18 protein-coding genes are annotated in these 15568 nt (G+C 72.2%); 8 read left to right on the top strand and 10 right to left on the bottom strand.

What is annotated here, in order from left to right; genetic code table 11:
- The first annotated feature begins 37 nt into the window (after positions 1-37).
- Entirely contained in the window at positions 38-1060 is a 1023-nt protein-coding gene (locus BGP03_RS28295) for a lipase (protein ID WP_298799041.1), read from the top strand.
- Between the two features lie 38 nt (positions 1061-1098).
- Positions 1099-1269: a hypothetical protein gene (locus tag BGP03_RS28290; RefSeq protein ID WP_298799040.1), complete on the top strand. Its 171-nt coding sequence runs from the start codon at positions 1099-1101 to the stop codon at positions 1267-1269.
- Between the two features lie 610 nt (positions 1270-1879).
- Here the strand turns inward: BGP03_RS28290 and BGP03_RS28285 are convergent.
- Both BGP03_RS28285 and BGP03_RS28280 read right to left on the bottom strand, forming a co-directional pair.
- Entirely contained in the window at positions 1880-2398 is a 519-nt protein-coding gene (locus tag BGP03_RS28285; RefSeq protein ID WP_296368159.1) for a TetR/AcrR family transcriptional regulator, read from the bottom strand.
- A 29-nt stretch (positions 2399-2427) separates the two neighbouring features.
- Positions 2428-3810 carry an aldehyde dehydrogenase family protein gene (locus BGP03_RS28280; protein ID WP_298799039.1) on the bottom strand — a complete coding sequence of 461 codons (1383 nt, stop codon included), beginning with the start codon at positions 3808-3810 and terminating at the stop codon, positions 2428-2430.
- Between the two features lie 85 nt (positions 3811-3895).
- On the opposite strand from BGP03_RS28280, the gene BGP03_RS28275 reads away from it, so the two are divergent.
- The 3 genes from BGP03_RS28275 to BGP03_RS28265 are packed head-to-tail and all read left to right on the top strand — an operon-like array spanning position 3896 to position 5747.
- On the top strand, positions 3896-4309 hold the full coding sequence (locus BGP03_RS28275; protein ID WP_296368155.1) for an SCP2 sterol-binding domain-containing protein: 414 nt from the start codon (positions 3896-3898) through the stop codon (positions 4307-4309).
- On the top strand, positions 4306-4488 hold the full coding sequence (locus BGP03_RS28270; RefSeq protein WP_298799038.1) for an SDR family NAD(P)-dependent oxidoreductase: 183 nt from the start codon (positions 4306-4308) through the stop codon (positions 4486-4488). Before BGP03_RS28275 ends, BGP03_RS28270 begins: the two co-directional genes overlap by 4 nt.
- Positions 4488-5747, top strand: a complete 1260-nt coding sequence (locus BGP03_RS28265) for a cytochrome P450 (RefSeq protein ID WP_296368154.1) — start codon at positions 4488-4490, stop codon at positions 5745-5747. Before BGP03_RS28270 ends, BGP03_RS28265 begins: the two co-directional genes overlap by 1 nt.
- A 1-nt stretch (position 5748) precedes the next feature.
- Here the strand turns inward: BGP03_RS28265 and BGP03_RS28260 are convergent, their stop codons facing one another.
- The 5 genes from BGP03_RS28260 to BGP03_RS28240 are packed head-to-tail and all read right to left on the bottom strand — an operon-like array spanning position 5749 to position 10359.
- The gene (locus BGP03_RS28260) at positions 5749-6828 is read right to left on the bottom strand and encodes an NADH:flavin oxidoreductase/NADH oxidase (protein ID WP_296368152.1); all 1080 of its coding nucleotides are present in this window, start codon (positions 6826-6828) and stop codon (positions 5749-5751) included.
- Between the two features lie 45 nt (positions 6829-6873).
- A complete protein-coding gene (locus BGP03_RS28255; RefSeq protein WP_298799037.1) occupies positions 6874-7653 on the bottom strand; it encodes an SDR family oxidoreductase in 780 nt (259 codons plus the stop codon).
- Entirely contained in the window at positions 7650-8126 is a 477-nt protein-coding gene (locus tag BGP03_RS28250) for an aromatic-ring-hydroxylating dioxygenase subunit beta (protein WP_296368147.1), read from the bottom strand. Before BGP03_RS28250 ends, BGP03_RS28255 begins: the two co-directional genes overlap by 4 nt.
- Positions 8123-9382 carry an aromatic ring-hydroxylating dioxygenase subunit alpha gene (locus BGP03_RS28245; protein WP_298799036.1) on the bottom strand — a complete coding sequence of 420 codons (1260 nt, stop codon included), beginning with the start codon at positions 9380-9382 and terminating at the stop codon, positions 8123-8125. The genes BGP03_RS28250 and BGP03_RS28245 overlap by 4 nt, the downstream gene beginning before the upstream one ends.
- A complete protein-coding gene (locus BGP03_RS28240) occupies positions 9379-10359 on the bottom strand; it encodes an amidohydrolase family protein (protein ID WP_296368144.1) in 981 nt (326 codons plus the stop codon). The genes BGP03_RS28245 and BGP03_RS28240 overlap by 4 nt, the downstream gene beginning before the upstream one ends.
- An 84-nt stretch (positions 10360-10443) precedes the next feature.
- Between BGP03_RS28240 and BGP03_RS28235 the strand changes: the two genes are divergently transcribed.
- The 3 genes from BGP03_RS28235 to BGP03_RS28225 are packed head-to-tail and all read left to right on the top strand — an operon-like array spanning position 10444 to position 13029.
- Positions 10444-11118: an FCD domain-containing protein gene (locus tag BGP03_RS28235; RefSeq protein WP_296368142.1), complete on the top strand. Its 675-nt coding sequence runs from the start codon at positions 10444-10446 to the stop codon at positions 11116-11118.
- Positions 11119-11152: 34 nt separating this feature from the next.
- Positions 11153-12214, top strand: coding sequence for an extradiol ring-cleavage dioxygenase (locus tag BGP03_RS28230; protein WP_298799035.1), 1062 nt, complete (start codon positions 11153-11155; stop codon positions 12212-12214).
- Complete coding sequence (locus BGP03_RS28225; protein ID WP_296368138.1) at positions 12211-13029, top strand: alpha/beta hydrolase; 819 nt, start codon at positions 12211-12213, stop codon at positions 13027-13029. The genes BGP03_RS28230 and BGP03_RS28225 overlap by 4 nt, the downstream gene beginning before the upstream one ends.
- A 135-nt stretch (positions 13030-13164) precedes the next feature.
- On the opposite strand, the gene BGP03_RS28220 is transcribed toward BGP03_RS28225, so the two are convergent.
- Genes BGP03_RS28220 through BGP03_RS28210 form a run of 3 tightly spaced genes read right to left on the bottom strand, consistent with a single transcriptional unit; the run spans position 13165 to position 15559 of the window.
- Complete coding sequence (locus BGP03_RS28220) at positions 13165-14076, bottom strand: hypothetical protein (protein ID WP_296368136.1); 912 nt, start codon at positions 14074-14076, stop codon at positions 13165-13167.
- Positions 14077-14631, bottom strand: coding sequence for a hypothetical protein (locus BGP03_RS28215; protein ID WP_296368134.1), 555 nt, complete (start codon positions 14629-14631; stop codon positions 14077-14079).
- Between the two features lie 49 nt (positions 14632-14680).
- Entirely contained in the window at positions 14681-15559 is an 879-nt protein-coding gene (locus BGP03_RS28210; protein ID WP_298799034.1) for an enoyl-CoA hydratase/isomerase family protein, read from the bottom strand.
- Positions 15560-15568 lie beyond the last annotated feature (9 nt).

The raw sequence follows: 15568 nt of genomic DNA, 5'->3' as shown, positions 1-15568 counted from the left end.
CGGCGTACCCGGCATGATCGTCCGTCGTTGACCGGGCGTGCGTGCGGTGAAGGCGGTGGTGGCCGCGGCGGTCGTGATCGGGACGGCTCTGACCACGGTGGCCACGGCGCAGGCCGCGCCCGAGGGACCGCCGCTCGACGTCCCGGCCGCGGCGCTGGAGCGCAGCCTGGACTGCCCACCGGACGCGTTCACCTCCGACGCCGCCCCGATCCTGCTGATCCCGGGCACCACGCTGACCGCGCAGGAGAACTTCTTCTTCACCTACGAGCCGGCGTTCCGGCTGCGCGACCGCCCCTACTGCGCCCTGACCCTGCCGAACCACGCGATGAGCGACATCCAGGTCTCCGCCGAGTACGTCGTCCGGGCGCTGCGCACCATGGCGGACCGCTCCGGCGAGCGCGTGAAGATCGTCGGGTTCAGCCAGTGCGGCATGATCGGCCGGTGGGCGCTGAAGTACTGGCCCGACACCCGCGAGGACGTGGACGAGGTCATCGGCCTGGACCCGTCCAACCACGGCACCCTCGACGCGTACGCCACCTGCACGCCGCTGACGGCGGGGTGCGCGCCCGCGCTCTGGCAGCAGCAGACGGGCTCGCGGTTCCTGGCCGCCCTCAACTCCGGCCCGGAGACCTATCCCGGCATCGACTACACGTCGATCTCCACGCCCACCGACGAGATCGTCGTGCCGAACCTGCCGCCGGCGGCCAGCTCGTCACTGAACACCGGCGAGGGACGGCGCGCCAACATCTCGACCCTCGACGTGTGCCCCGTGCACGTCGCCGAGCACCTGAGCATGGGCTCGGCCGACCCCGTCGGCTACGCGCTGGTGACCGACGCGCTCGACCACGACGGCCCCGCCGACCCGGCCCGGATCGACCGCGCGGTGTGCACGCAGCTCGTCCACGAGGGCGTGGACCCGGTGACGGGCCCGACCGACTTCCTCGCCTACTCCGCGGGCGCGGTCAACCAGGTCCTGACCTACCCGCACGTGGCCGCGGAGCCGGCCCTGAAGCCCTACGCGACGGGTTCAGGCGACGGTGGGCGGTCGACCGACTCCTGACCACGAGCCGTTGGTGATCACTTCCTGGCCTGCCGGGCGTGCGTCGACTCCTCGCGGTGTACGTCCTGCTCCTGACCACCCTGGCGGTCACACCGGCCGCCGCGTCCACCCCGGTCGCGCGGGCCCACGCGCACAACGACCACGAGCACGAACGGCCCCCATCCGACGCGCTCGACCAGGGGTGCACCAGCGTCGAGGCCGGCGTGTGACCGGTGGACGGACAGCCGCTCGTGACGCACGATCTCGACCAGGTGCGGCCCGGACGCACGCCGGCCGTGATCTGGACCAACCCTGCACTGGAACCGTCACCTGGGAACATGACGGTGCCGGGTAGGCGCCGATCTCGTTCACCGACAGGTCCGGTGAGGTCGCAGGCCCGCGAGCTGGCCGCCGACCCGTCGAGTACCTGGCGGCGGCAGGTCACCGACCCCCTCTCCGGCGGCATTTCTCGACTACGGCACCACGCGCCCCCGAGAACGACACCGGGCCCACCAGCGACGCCAACCTCGGCCCGAAGTGCCGCCCGCACCACCGGTTGAAGGGCATGCGGGGCTGGAACGTGCACCAGTACGAGGACGGCTCCATCGAGTGGATCACCCCGACCGGGCACCGCTATCTCGTGGAGCCACCGCCACTGACCGAACCCCGCGTCCCCGTCTCTACCGACGATGGAGGTCCAGGTCTTGCCGATCCCGGCGTCGCCGGTGACCGGCGCGATCCCGCAGGCGCCCGCGTCGCACCACGCGAGCAGCTGCGCCATCGCCGCACCACGGCCGGCCGGCTGCACTCAGCCCCGCGCGCCGCCCCGCCGTGGCCGCGTCACGGCGCCACCCGGGCCGGGACGTTGTCCGCGATCACCTGCTCGAAGTCGTTGAACACGGCCAGGAGCTCGCCGCGGTCCACGAGCGACCGGATCTGCTGCACCCCCGCCAGCAGCGCGATGCCCATCAGCGACAGCCGCCGCGCCGTCGCCTCGTCACCCCCGACCCCGAGGATCACCTCGTGCAACCCCGCGATGCGGGCCTCGTCCACGCGCCGCTGCGCCCGCCCGACGGCGGGATCGGTCTTGCCCCAGGCCCGGATGGCCGCCTCGGCCTCGTGCGGCACCGTGACGGCGACGGTCTTCATCACCTCCACCCGCTCCCACGGGTCGTCGGGGGCGAACGAGAGGGCGATCAGGCGTTGCGTCTGCTCGGCCTCCCAGTGCTCCAGCATCGCCTCGACGAAACCCGCCCACGACCCGAAGTGGTGGTAGAACGACCCGCTGGTCACACCCACCTCGCGGCACAGCGGGGCGAGCTTCAGCCCGGACCGCCCCTCGTCGCCGAGGAGCGCCATGGCGGCCTCGAAGTAGCGCTCGCGCGTGATCAGAAGAATCTCCTCAGCAGCTTCTCCGCCTTCGCCGTGTACGGCGGGTAGATCAGCGACAGGTCGGGCCGGGTCGGCTTGGTGAGCACAGACTTGCGGTGGCTGAACGTCTCGAAGCCCCATCGTCCGTGGTACGCGCCCATTCCGCTACGCCCCACGCCACCGAACGGCAACTGCGGCACGAGGACGTGGAACATCAGGTGGTTGATCACGGTGCCGCCGCTGCTGATCTCCGCCGTCACGCGCTTCGCGACGCCCTTGGAGCGGCTGAACAGGTAGACGGCGAGTGGCTTGGGCCGGTCGTTGACGAAGCGGATCGCGGTGTCGAGGTCCTCGACGGTGAGCACCGGGAGGATCGGTCCGAAGATCTCCTCGGTCATCAGCGGGCTGTCCGGGCGCGGGTCGACGACGATGGTCGGCTGCCCGGTGAGCGCCTCGACGTCCACCGCGCCGCCGTAGGCGATGCGGCCGCCGTGGTCGTCCAGCAGTCCGGCGATCCGCGCGGCCTGCCGGGCGTTGACGATGCGCAGCCCGTCCTCGGCACCGCCGCGCAGCTCGCGGGTGGCCTCGGCGATCCCGGCGACGAGGGTGTCGCGGACCGACTCCTCGACGAGCACGTAGTCGGGTGCGATGCAGGTCTGGCCGGAGTTCATCAGCTTGGTCCAGGCGATCCGCTTGGCGGCCACGGCGATGTCGGCGTCTCCCGTGACGATCACCGGGCTCTTGCCGCCCAGCTCCAGCGTGACCGGGGTGAGCGTCGGTGCCGCGGCGGCCATGATCAGCGCACCGACCTCCGGGCTGCCGGTGAAGAACGCGTGGTCCAGGCCCTGCGCCAGCAGATCCTGGGTCTCCTCGGGCCCGCCGGTGACGACCGCGACCGCGTCCCGGTCGACGTAGCGGGGCAGCAGATCCGCCAGCAGGGCGGCGACGGCGGGCGCGTGCTCCGACGGCTTGACGACCGCGCAGTTGCCCGCGGCCAGCGCCGCCACCAGCGGGGTCAGCGTCAGGTAGACCGGGTAGTTCCAGGGCCCGATGATCAGCACCGTGCCCAGCGGCTCGTAGACGTAGCGCGCGGAGCCCGGCTGCACCGACAGCGGCAGCCCCGCCCGCTTCGACCTCATCCAGCGCTTCAGGTGCTTGCGCGCGAACGCCGACTCGGCGGTCGTCGGAGCGAGGTCGGCGAGCCAGGCGTCGACGCGGGGTCGGCCGAGGTCGGCGGCGAGCGCGATGGCGAAGTCGTCCTCTCGCTCGGCCACCATCCGCTCGACGCCCTCCAGCTGCGCGAGACGCCAGGCGACGTCGCGGGTGCGTCCGGTGGCGAACGTCGACCGCAGCCGCGCCACCTCGCTCGCAGAGGTGGAGGTGGGAAGGGTGGCGGTCATCGTCGACTCCTCCGAGGGGGCTTGTGTTTTCCGTAACATAAGTTGCGTTACGGCCCAGGTTCAAGCCCAACGCCGGGAGGATCACGTGCCAGGTTTCGGATCAGAGGACGAGCTCTACCGCTACATCGGCGGCATCTTCGAGACGGCGCTGGCCGATCCCGAGCTGGCCCCGAAGCTGGAGGCGACCGGGCTCGTGCTGCGCATGCAGTGCACCGACCCGGACTGCGCGTTGATCATCGACCTGCCGGGCCACAAGGTGCACAAGGGCGCCGACGGGTCCGGACCCGACGCCCAGGCGACGATGACCATGAGCACCGAGACCGCCAACGCCTACTGGCAGGGCAAGGTCAACCTGACGTTCGCGATGGCGAAGGGCAAGGTGAAGGTGGACGGCACCGTCACGAAGCTGCTGCAGCTCGCGCCGCTGTCGAAGAAGCTCTTCCCCGTCTACGTCGACCGGCTCAAGGCCGACGGCCGCGACGACCTGGTCGTGGCATGAGGTTCAGCGGGCTCCGCGCGGTCGTGACGGGCGCCGCGTCGGGCATCGGCGCCGAGGTCGCGCGGTCGCTCAGCGCCGAGGGTGCCACCGTCACCGCGCTGGACCTGAAGACTGCGTCCGACGCGGGCCGTCCTCTCGGGCATGGTGCCCGCCCCAGACATCTGACGCGGGAGACCTGATGACTCGGACATTCCACGACCTCGACATCTCGTCCCTGAAGTTCTGGGCCCAGCCGCCGGCCGAGCGCGACGCCGTGTTCGCGCAGCTGCGTCGGCAGCAGCCGGTGTCCTGGCACCGGCCCGCCGAGACCGAGCTGCTCCCCAACGGCGAGGACCCCGGTTTCTGGGCGCTCACCCGCAACGCCGACATCGTCGCGGTCAGCCGCAACGCCGAAGTTTTCGCGTCCGGGCAGGAGTTCGGCGGCGTCATGCTGGAGGACGTCCCGGAGGACGTGCTCGAGGCCGCCCACTCGATCCTCGCGATGGACGCGCCGCGGCACGCCAAGCAGCGCAAGCTGATCAGCTCGGTGTTCACCCCGCGCCGGGTGGCGAAGATCGAGGAGCAGATCCGGGCGCAGGCCAGGGGCATCGTCGACACGATCGCCCCGCTCGGCGAGATCGACTTCGTGGAGCAGGTCTCCGCGCGCCTCCCGGTCTGGACGATCTCGGAGATGATCGGTATCGAGGAGGCCGACCGGGACCGGGTCGCGGCCGCCGCCAACGCGATGGTGAGCTGGAACGACGCCGAGTTCGTCGGGGACGGCGACGCCATGGGCGTGCTGCTCGACGCGCTGATGACGTTGCACACCACGGCGTTCGGGCTGGTGGAGGCCCGGCGCGCGGAGCCCCGCGACGACCTGATCACGGCACTGGTGCAGGCCGAGATCGACGGCGAACAGCTCACCGAGGAGGAGATCGCGTCCTTCTTCGTGCTGCTGTGCGTGGCGGGCAACGACACCACGCGCCAGACGTCGACGCACGCGATCCTGGCCCTGCAGGAGTTCCCCGACCAGAAGGCCGCGCTGCTGGCCGACTTCGACGGGCGGATCGGCACGGCCGTCGAGGAGTTCGTGCGCTGGGCGTCGCCGGTGATGACGTTCCGGCGCACCGCGCGCGTCGACGTCACGATCGGCGACCAGCACATCCGGGCGGGCGAGAAGGTGGCGTTGTTCTACCGCTCCGGCAACTTCGACGAGACGGCGTTCGAGGCCCCGGAGCGCTTCGACGTGACCCGCTCCCCCAACCCGCACGTCGGGTTCGGCGGCGGCGGCCCGCACTTCTGTCTGGGCAGCCACCTGGCGCGCATGCAGCTCAGCGCCCTGTTCGGCGAGCTGCTGACACGCCTGCCGGACCTGACGGTGGGCGAGCCGGAGTACCTGGCGGGCAACTTCATCAACGGCATCAAGCGCCTGCCGGCCCGGTTCACCCCGATGGCCTGACTCAGCGCCAGGCGCCGCGGGTGTAGTTCACCGGATACGGCGCGTCCTTCGCCGCGACGCCCAGCTCGTGGGCCGCGCGCAGGGGCCAGGCCGGTTCGCGCAGGGCGGCCCGGGCCAGCAGCACCACGTCGGCGTCGCCGTCGTCGAGGATCTGCTGGGCCTGGGCCGGCTCGGTGATGAGGCCGACGGCGCCGGTAGCGACGCCGGCCTTGGCGCGGACGTCGCGGGCGAAGGGCACCTGGTAGCCGGGGCCGACCGGGATCTCCTGGCGGGCGTCGAGGCCGCCGGTGCTCACGTCGACGAGATCGACGCCGTGCTCGCGCAGGACGGCCGAGAGCTCGACGGTCTCGTCGGCGCTCCAGCCACCCTCGACCCAGTCGGTGGCCGACAGGCGCACGAGCAGCGGCTTCTCGGCGGGCCACGCGGCGCGGACGGCGTCGACGACCTCGACGAGCAGGCGGATCCGGTTCTCGAAGGTTCCGCCGTAGGCGTCGGTGCGGTGGTTGGCCAGCGGCGAGAGGAACTCGTGGAGCAGGTAGCCGTGCGCGCCGTGCAGCTCGACCACGTCGAAGCCGGCGGCGTCGGCGCGGCGGGCCGCGGCGGCGAAGTCCTCGACCACCGCGGCGATCTCGTCGGTCGTCATCGCGTGCGGCTCGGCGTAGCCCTGGAACGCGACGGCCGAGGGGCCGGGTGCCGGCCAGCCGCCGTCGGCCGCCGGGATGGTGCCCTGGCCGCGCCACGGTGAGAACGTGGAGGCCTTGCGGCCCGCGTGCGCGAGCTGCGTGCCGGCCGCCGCGCCCTGGGCGTGCAGGAACCCGACGATGTGGGCCCACGCGGCCTGCTGCTCGTCGTTCCAGATGCCGACGTCCTGGGGGCTGATCCGGCCCTCCGGCGACACCGCGTTGGCCTCGCTGACGACCAGGCCGAAGCCGCCGGTGGCGCGGGCGCCGAGGTGGACGAGATGCCAGTCGGTGGGCACGCCGTCCCCGGCCTCCACGGCGTACTGGCACATCGGGGCCAGCCAGATGCGGTTGCGGACCGTCAGCCCGCGCAGCGTGATCGGATCGAACAGGCTCGTCATGACCTTCGGAACCGCCTCGGGTCCACGGGCATGCCCGGATGTGGTTCAGCCCATGCTGCTCCCGCCGTTGACGCTGATGGTCTGGCCGGTGACGAACCGGGCGTCGGGCCGGGCCAGGAACGCGACCACCGCTGCCACCTCGTCGGGTTGGGCGCCGCGGCCCATCGGGATCAGCCCCACGGCGTCGTCGAGCACCACGCCGAGCCGCGGCGGGATCGCGCCCGCGTCGATCGCGGCGGCCAGCTCCGGGGTGCGCGTGTAGGACGGGGCGACGGTGTTGACGGTGATGCCCGCGCGCGCGAACTCCCGGGCCAGGCCGACGGCCAGCGCGTGCACCCCGCCCTTGGCCGCGTTGTAGACGGCGTGGTCGGTGAGGCCGTTGCGCACGGACTCGGCCCCGATGTTGATGATCCGCCCGCCGCCGCGCTCCACCATGTGCGGAAGCACGGCGAGGCAGCAGCGCAGCGTGGTCCAGAGGTTGTTGTCGATGGTGGAGCGCAGCGTCTCCTCGGTGTGCTCCAGCGTGGGCCGGATGACCCCACCGCCGGCGTTGTTGACCAGCACGTCCACACCGCCCAGTGCCTCCAGAGCGGCGCCGAGCAGAGCGTCGGCGGTGCCGGGTGCCGCGAGATCCCCGACGAAGCCCGGCGACCGTCCGCCCAGCTCCTCCTCGCTGCGGGCCGCCACCAGCACCTGCGCGCCGTCGGCGAGCAGCCGCTCGGTGATCGCGAGTCCGATGCCCGTGGCGCCGCCGGTGACGACCGCCGTGAGCCCGGCGAGCCCTCGTGAGCGGATATCGGTGCCGGGACCCTGATATCCGCTCACAGGATGATGGCCACGTCGGCGACCTGCCGCAGCGACCCCATCGCCAGCACCGCCCGTTTGGAGCGGATGCGCAGCTCGCCGTCGACGATCCGCAGCCGGTAGGTGGAGCGCCCGACGTAGGTGGTGGAGCGCTCGCCACGGAAGCGCCACACGGTGAACTCGGCGACCACGGGCAGCTCGTCGCCCTCCATCGCCCGCAGCCGCACGTTGCTGACCTGGTGGCTGGTGGTGGAGTGCGGGTACTCGCGGTGGGCCTTGCGGCTGTTGAGCCGCTCCACCCGCGACGCCAGGCGCAGCGCGTTGTCGTCGATGAGCACGAGGTCGCGCGACGGGTCGCCGTCGGGGGCGTCGTTGCAGGGCACCACGTAGCGCGCGTCGTCGGTCCAGAGCGCGAGCCAGCCGTCGAGGTCCCAGTCGTCGAGCAGCTCGGCCTCGCGGTAGAGGAAGTCCTCGACCTCGGCCCGGGTGATCACAGGTCACCCGCCATGTGGGACGCCCACTGCCGCCAGAACGCGCGCATCTGTTCCTCGTCGTTGGTCTGCGGCACGTCGCGGGCCATGCCGCGGGAGATGTCGTTCCACTCCACTCCCCCGCTGCGGAACCCCTGCTGGCACGACTCCAGTGCCTCGATGTCGTCCGGGGTGGCGAACCCGCCGGGCCCGAGGAACGTCAGGAAGCTGTCGAGCCGGCGCTGCCGCAGCTCGGGCAGCTCGTCGCGGGGCGCGAGCTCCCAGGCCGTAACCTCCATGCGCTCGGCCGAGACCGGCATGAAGGTGCGCACGGTGATGGCCATGATGTCGTTGACCACGAGGTTGGGGTAGATCAGCAGGTTGCGGTTGGTGTCGGCCATGCGGGCGGCACGCTCCTCGCCGTGCCGCCCGACGAGATCGGCGCGCAGCCGGTCGATCTCCTCGCGCGCATCCTCGCCGAACAGTGGCTCCCACTTGGCGACCGGGCGACCCCACGGCGCCCGGTACTCCAGCACCGCGTGCCCGTTGCCCAGCCCGGTGGCCGTGCCCGCGACCCCACCGGCGAGGCTCGTGCCCAGCGCCGTGAGGTACTTGAAATAGGTGTCGTGGGTGGGCACGGCGTGGTAGCCGTCGATGCTGTTCTCCGCCAGGAGCTTCCAGTTGGCGTCGATGGCGTAGGCGTTGGTGCCGCTGATGATCTCGGCGTCACCGGTGGCGTCGACGATCAGGTCGAGGTACTCGGCGGCCCCGGCCAGGTACTCCACCAGCCCGACGACGTCCGGGTCGAAGCAGGCGAAGACGAACCCGCGGTAGCTCTCCACCCGGGCCACGGACCGGAGCCCGAGCGCGGAGAAGTCGAGGCCGTCGCCGTAGGCCTCGCGGTCGGGCACGCCCACGAGCGAGCCCTCCGTGTCGAACGACCACGCGTGGTAGAAGCACTGGAAGACCTTGGCGTTGCCCGCGTCCTTGCGGCAGATGGTGGCGCCGCGGTGCGGGCAGGTGTTGTGGAAGACCTTCACCTGCCCGGACCTGCTGCGCACCATGAACACCTGGCGGTTCGCGATCGGGCGGCGCACGTAGTCGCCGCGTTCGCGGATCTCGGACTCGTGGCCGACGTAGAGCCAGCAGCGACCGAAGATCCGCTCGATCTCCAGCGCGAACACGTCCGGCGAGGTCATGGTGGAGCGGTGGACGCGGAAGCGGTGGTGCGCGCGGTCGTCGTCCACGTAGGCGTCGGTGCGGGCGTCGGTGACGGTCATGATGGCTCTCTCTGCAGGACGGGCAGCGCGTTGTCGCGCCGGATCGCCTCGGCCGGCACCGGATCCACACCGGCCAGCACCGCCCCGGCCGGGGCCTCCCGCGCCGCGAACGGGTAGTCGGTGCCCAGCAGCACGTGGTCGGCTCCGAACCGTTCCACCGAGAGCGCGAGGCTCGACGCCTCGTAGGTGAGCGAGTCGCACCACAGCTCCCGCGCGCGGGCACTCGCCGACGGTTCGTCGCCCCGGCCGGCCAGCACCAACCCGCGGTCGAGCCGGGGCAGGATCTGCGGCAGCGCTCCCCCGCCGTGGGCCAGGCACAGCCGCATCCCGGGACGTCGGGGCCGCCCGGTGAGCAGCCCGGCGGCCGCGATGGCCGTCTCGACGGGCATGCCGAGGCCGAACCCGATGCCGAGACGCGCGAGCCGCGGGTCGAGCGTGAGATCGACGGGATGCACCAGCACGAACGCCCCGCGCTCGGCGGCGGCGTCGAAGAAGCCGTCCAGCGCGGGGTCGTTGAGCTCGACGTCGCCGACCCGTGTGCCGATCTCGACGCCGAGGAAACCCCGGTCGAGGCAGCTCAGCAGCTCCTTCACCGCGGCCCCGGGATCCTGCAGCGGCACGGCGCCGAGGGCGAACAGCCGTCCCGGCGCCTGCGCGACGAGCTCGGCGAGGAAGTCGTTCTGCGCGGACGCCAGCACGGCCGCGCCGGCGGCGGGCTGGTCGTGGCACAGCGTGACGGGGATCGGCGACACGACCTGCGCGGCCACGCCCTCGGCGTCCATGTCGTGCAGCCGCCGCGCCGCCGACCAGCAGCGGTCGTCGATCTCGCGGTAGACGGCGCCGTCGAGCAGGATCCGGGCCTCGGTGTCGGAGTACCGCTCCACCGACGGCCAGCGGCCGGGGTGGGCCGTGAGATCGGGGAGGCGATCGGCGACGGCGTGCGTGTGCACGTCGATCGCTCCCTCGGGTACCTGCATGCCCATCCTCCGACGTCGCTGTGCGGGCCATCACGCTAGCAATCCTGCATACAAGATTTCAAGGGATTGCGCTAAGCTGCCGCCATGACCTCTCGGGCCCAGCAGGTGGCGGCCGCCATCGAGGACCGGTTGCTCGCTGCCCGCAACCCGGTCGGCACGTCGCTGGGCCGGCGCACCGACCTCATGCACGACCACCAGGTCAGCCCCACGGTCATGAACGAGGCGCTGCGCATCCTGCGCGACCGCGGGCTCGTCGTCGTGAAGCCCGGCCCCGGCGGCGGGGTGTTCGTGGCGAGCGTGCCGCCGCAGGTCCGCCTCGGTGCGCTCGACCTGTGGTTCTCCGGTTCGGGCACCGATCCGCGTGATCTCTTCGAGGCCCGGGCGCATCTCGAGGACGTCCTGACCTCGGTCGCGGTCGATCGGGCCGGCCCCTCGGACGTGCGCGACATGGAGTGGGCCCTGGAGGAGATGCGGGGCGCCACCGACGCTCGGGCCTACCTGGAGTCCAACCTGCGGCTGCACGGCGCCATCGCCCGCGCGGCCCGGATCCCCGTGCTGGCCGGCATGTACGAGGCGATCGCCGCGATCATCACGGGCACGCTGAGCAGGGCGGAGCTACTGCCCGGCCACGAGGAGATGTACCACCGCAACATCGAGGTGCACGCCGAGATCGTGGCCGCCATCCGCGAGCGCGACCGCGAGGCACTGACGAAACTGATGGATCTGCACCGGCAGGACCTGGTGCGCGCCACCGCATAATCCTGTACACAGGATTCCTCGACAAGGAGGAAACATGGCCGAGTTCCTGGGGTTGGGCATCACCCACTACCCGCTGCTGGCCGGCACGGACGAGCACATGGCCGGCCTGCTGCGCTGGACGCTGACCGACCCGGACATCCCGGAGTCGGCCAAGGACCCGTCCACCTGGTCGTCGTCGATGCAGCGGGAGTGGGGCGACGACGGCGGGCGCGCCGCGGCCGCCCACCACCGGGCCGCGCTGGTCGAGGGGTTGGCGCGGTGCCGCAAGGAGCTCGACGAGTTCCGGCCCGACGTCCTGGTCGTGTGGGGGGACGACCAGTACGAGAACTTCCGCGAGGAGGTCGTACCGCCGTTCTGCGTGCTGGCCTACGGCGAGACGGAGGTGCAGCCGTTCGAGCTGATGAACAAGCGCGGCAGTCCGAACGCCTGGGGTATGCCCGACGACACCACGTTCACGCTGCACGGTGACCGCGCGGCCTCGCTCGCCCTGGCCGACGGTCTGATCAAGGAAGGTTTCGACGTCGCGTACTCCTACGCCAAGCGCGACGGCGCCCCGTTCCCGCACGCCATCGGCAACACGCAGATGTTCCTCGACTACGAGCACGCGGGCACCGAGTTCCCCTACCCGATGATCCCGATCACCGTGAACTGCTACGGCCAGCACGCCATCGCCCGCCGCGGCGGGCTGGCCCGCTTCGCCGAGATCTCCGGCGAGCAGCTCGACCCCGTCGGACCCACCCCGGCGCGGTGCATGGACCTCGGTGCCGCCGTGGCGCGCACGCTCGTCGCGGGTGACAAGCGGGTGGCGCTCGTGGCGTCGTCGAGCTGGTCGCACGCGTTCCTCGTCGACAAGGACTGGCACCTGCGCCCCGACACCGCCGCCGACCAGCGGCTCTACGACGCCTTCGTCGCCGGCGACACCGACACCTGGCGGGCCGTCACGGGCGCGGAGATCGTCGACGCCGGTCAGCACGAGATGTTGAACTGGTTCTGCCTGGTCGGGGCGATGCAGGAGCTGGGCCTGCCGCTGGACTGGTCCACGTTCGTCACCACCGACGTCTTCAACTCCAACAAGTGCTTCGCGGTGTACAAGTGAGGGTCGCGGTGGGGGACATCGACACGTTCTACCTGGAGGAAGGCTCGGGCGACCCCGTCCTGCTCCTGCACGGTTCCGGGCCGGGCGTCTCCGCGTACGCCAACTGGCAGAAGACCATCCCGGGGCTGTCGGGCGGGTTCCGCGTGCTCGCCCCGGACATCGTCGGCTACGGCTCCACCTCCCGCCCCGACGACGTCGTCTACTCGCTGCGGACCTGGACCGACCACGTCGTCGGGTTCATGGACGCCCTGGGCGTCGCGCGGGCGGCGTTCGTCGGCAACTCGCTGGGCGGCCGCATCGCCCTCGACCTGGCCGAGCGCTTCCCGGACCGCGTCTCGCGCATGGTGCTCATGGGTGCTCCCGGCGTCGGCATGGTGATCACCGAGGGGCTCAATGCCCTGCGCGCGTACGAGCCGTCGCTCGAGAACATGCGCACCCTGCTGCTCGACCACTTCGCCATCGACAAGTCGATCATCACGGACGAGTTGGTGAAGATCCGGTACGAGGCGAGCGTCGAGACCTACGACGCCTACCGCGCCATGTTCTTCGACCCCCGCCACGCCGGCAACGAGCTCGGCATCACCGAGCAGCAGGCCCGCTCGATCACCACCCCGAGCCTGCTCGTGCACGGCCGTGAGGACTCGGTCGTCTCGCCCGAGGTCGCGTGGACCATGGCCCGACTGCTCCCGAACGCCGACCTGCACGTGTTCGCCCGCTGCGGCCACTGGACGCAGATCGAGCGGGCGGAGGAGTTCACCGAACTGGTCAGGGCCTTCCTCGGGGCCGAGGAGGGTGCTGAAACTCTCCGGCCGTAGCCAGCGGCGGCCAGGTGGTGTCCGCGCAGGGCGGACGATCGGGCCGATGCCGCTGTTGTTTCGGTCCGATCGTCCAACGCCGCGAGTGCGCCGGCTGGGCGTCGCGCAGTAGGCCCGAGAGTCTCAGCGCGCTCCTCAGGCCTCAGGGTGAGGCCTCAGGGCCGGCACCACGACCGCGGCCGGCTTCCGCGGTCGGTGCGCGGAGACCGAGGACGGTGGACGGTGCAGCACGAGGCTCCGCTGGAGGCGGAAGAACTCGGCCCGCCGGGAGGGCGGCCACTCCTGCGTCGGCTCGGGCCCGAGCGCCCTCGTCCGGTCGTGCACCGCGTAGGTGACCCGGTACGCCACGAGTGTGGCGGCGGCGGTCATCCAGCCCTCGGCGTGGCCGTGCGGGGCCCGTCCCAGGGCGGCCTCGAACCACGGGGGCAGGGGCGCCGACCGTTCGACGGCCCCGACCACCCGATCCCGTGCCTGCACCAGGATCTGCCGCTGGGCCTGAGCCCCCGCGGCGAGCTCGGCGGCGTCGGTCTCGCGCAGCCCGTCGTCGGCCGCGATGCGCTCGGCGCACTCCTTCACGTACTCCGCCGCGGCGCGGGTCTCCTCCCGGGAGGCATCCAGCGCCGCCAGCTCCCGCTGCAGGGCGCGGAAACCGACGGCGACGTCACGATGCCCGGGGTCCTCGACGGCGAGGGTCGCCAACCGCGCGCTCAGGGCCACGGCCCGCATCCGCTTGTCGTGGCGGGCGCGCTCCCACTCCGGCCAGGGATCGACACCGCCGACGAGACGGGCGCGTTCGGCGTCGGGGAGGTGCCGGGAACGCAGGTCGGCCGCCCGCAGGACGGCGGCGGCGAGCGCGGCCAGGTCGTCGTCCCGGGCGTCCAGCTCCTCCGGACGCCGGGGCCGCGGGCTCGGCCGGTCCGCGCCCGCGGAGCGCTGCTGCAGCTCGGAGATCTGCTGTTCGTGGCGCTGCGCGGTCTGCTCGAGCGCCCTGATCGCGTCCCGGGCCGCGGTCAGCTCGGCCTGCAGCCGGGCCACCTCGTCCGCCATTCAGTCCTCCTGCCCGCGGCCGTGCGTCAGGTCCGGGAGCAGACCGAGGCAGTGGGCCGCGGCTCCCGCCGCCGACACCACCGCGATCACGACGCCCCACCACGGCAGCACCCCGGTGGCGGCGACGAGCAACGCCGCGCCACCGACGACGCACGCCCCGGCGTCGATCCGGCGGGTGAGGCTGCCGGGCCGCGACCCGACGAGATCCGCCACGCCGAGCACACCGGCCAGCACCACGGCCAGCGCGACGCCGGCCACGCCCCACCCGTTCATCCGGCCACCGACGAGGCCCGCCACCGCCGTGACCGAGGCGCCGACGACCAGCAGGGCCACCGCGCCGCCGACGATCCGGTCGGTCGTGGTCCGTCGCACACGGATGTGGTGGTCGATGGCCGCGCTCTCCGCGTCGAGGAGCCGGGAGGTCAGCGCGAGCAGGTCGTCGACCTCGGGGCGTTCGACGTCACCGCCGCCGAGCAGACCCAACGTCGCGTGCCGGTCGCGGAGCTCCTCCCGGAGCGCGGCGACGCGGGCGTCGGGGTCTGCAGGCTCCTCCACCACCCCATCGTGGGACACGCGGTGCGGCGGCACAACGAGCCGCGCCCGCTCAGGCCAGCGGATTCTCCGGATCCGAGCCGTAGTGGCGGTCGCGGTCGGCGAAGGCGTCCCGCGTGCCGCGCCTGCCGCGTTCGCGCAGGAAGTTGTACTCGTCGTCCTCGAAGCGCAGGTTGGTACCGAGGGTGTGACCGACGGTGCCGCGGAGGAACTGCTGGGTGCCGCCGAGGCTGTCGAGCGCCATGGCGTGCAGCGCCCGGCCGGTGACCAGCGCATCTCGGGGGTGCTGCGCGATGCGCCGCGCCCACTCCTCCACCGCCGCCTCCAGCGTCTCCTCGGGCACCGACCGGTTGGCCAGCCCCAATTCGACGGCCGCGGGCCCGTCGAACTCCTCGCCGAGCAGCAGCAGCTCGCGGGCCTTCTTCGCGCCGTACAGCAGGATCTGGGTGTTGAGGTGCCAGGTGTTGCCGGCCAGGCCGAAGCGCTGCTCGGCGTGGCTGAACCTGGCCGTGTCGGCGGCGACGGCGAGGTCCACCAGCTCCACGAGGTAGAGGCCCGCGCCGGTGCACACGCCCTGGACCTGCGCGATCACAGGTTTCGCCGCGTAGTGGAACGCCATGTAGGCCTCGCCGAGACGGCGGTCACGGCGCAGCCGGGAGCGCTGGCTGGGGCGGCGCGGCGGCGTGCCGCCGGCCCCCGGGTCGAGGCCGTAGGAGCGCACGGCGTCGTCGTAGTCGTGCCCGGCGCAGAACGACTTCCCGCGCCCCTTGAGCACGATGACCTTGACGTCGTCGTCGTCCTCGGCCTCGTGGAGCAGCTCGACGAGGTGGTCGAGGTCGTCGAAGCGCAGCGCGTTGTGCTTGGCGGGGCGGTTGAGCACGAGGCGCGCGACGGCGCCGTCGCGTTCCAGCAGCACTGCGTCGTCGTCCATGCCAATACT

The sequence above is a fragment of the Pseudonocardia sp. 73-21 genome (assembly GCF_001899645.1).
In the GTDB taxonomy this organism is placed as follows: domain Bacteria; phylum Actinomycetota; class Actinomycetes; order Mycobacteriales; family Pseudonocardiaceae; genus Pseudonocardia.
This window is presented reverse-complemented; position numbering and strand designations above follow the sequence as displayed.

What these genes read in the sequence shown, in the direction of transcription:
- BGP03_RS28285 (WP_296368159.1), bottom strand. Translation starts at nt 2,398, where the DNA reads ATGGCGCTCCTCGGCGACGAGGGGCGGTCCGGGCTGAAGCTCGCCCCG.
- BGP03_RS28280 (WP_298799039.1), bottom strand. Translation starts at nt 3,810, where the DNA reads ATGACCGCCACCCTTCCCACCTCCACCTCTGCGAGCGAGGTGGCGCGG.
- BGP03_RS28270 (WP_298799038.1), top strand. Translation starts at nt 4,306, where the DNA reads ATGAGGTTCAGCGGGCTCCGCGCGGTCGTGACGGGCGCCGCGTCGGGC.
- BGP03_RS28265 (WP_296368154.1), top strand. Translation starts at nt 4,488, where the DNA reads ATGACTCGGACATTCCACGACCTCGACATCTCGTCCCTGAAGTTCTGG.
- BGP03_RS28260 (WP_296368152.1), bottom strand. Translation starts at nt 6,828, where the DNA reads ATGACGAGCCTGTTCGATCCGATCACGCTGCGCGGGCTGACGGTCCGC.
- BGP03_RS28245 (WP_298799036.1), bottom strand. Translation starts at nt 9,382, where the DNA reads ATGACCGTCACCGACGCCCGCACCGACGCCTACGTGGACGACGACCGC.
- BGP03_RS28240 (WP_296368144.1), bottom strand. Translation starts at nt 10,359, where the DNA reads ATGCAGGTACCCGAGGGAGCGATCGACGTGCACACGCACGCCGTCGCC.
- BGP03_RS28235 (WP_296368142.1), top strand. Translation starts at nt 10,444, where the DNA reads ATGACCTCTCGGGCCCAGCAGGTGGCGGCCGCCATCGAGGACCGGTTG.
- BGP03_RS28230 (WP_298799035.1), top strand. Translation starts at nt 11,153, where the DNA reads ATGGCCGAGTTCCTGGGGTTGGGCATCACCCACTACCCGCTGCTGGCC.
- BGP03_RS28220 (WP_296368136.1), bottom strand. Translation starts at nt 14,076, where the DNA reads ATGGCGGACGAGGTGGCCCGGCTGCAGGCCGAGCTGACCGCGGCCCGG.
- BGP03_RS28210 (WP_298799034.1), bottom strand. Translation starts at nt 15,559, where the DNA reads ATGGACGACGACGCAGTGCTGCTGGAACGCGACGGCGCCGTCGCGCGC.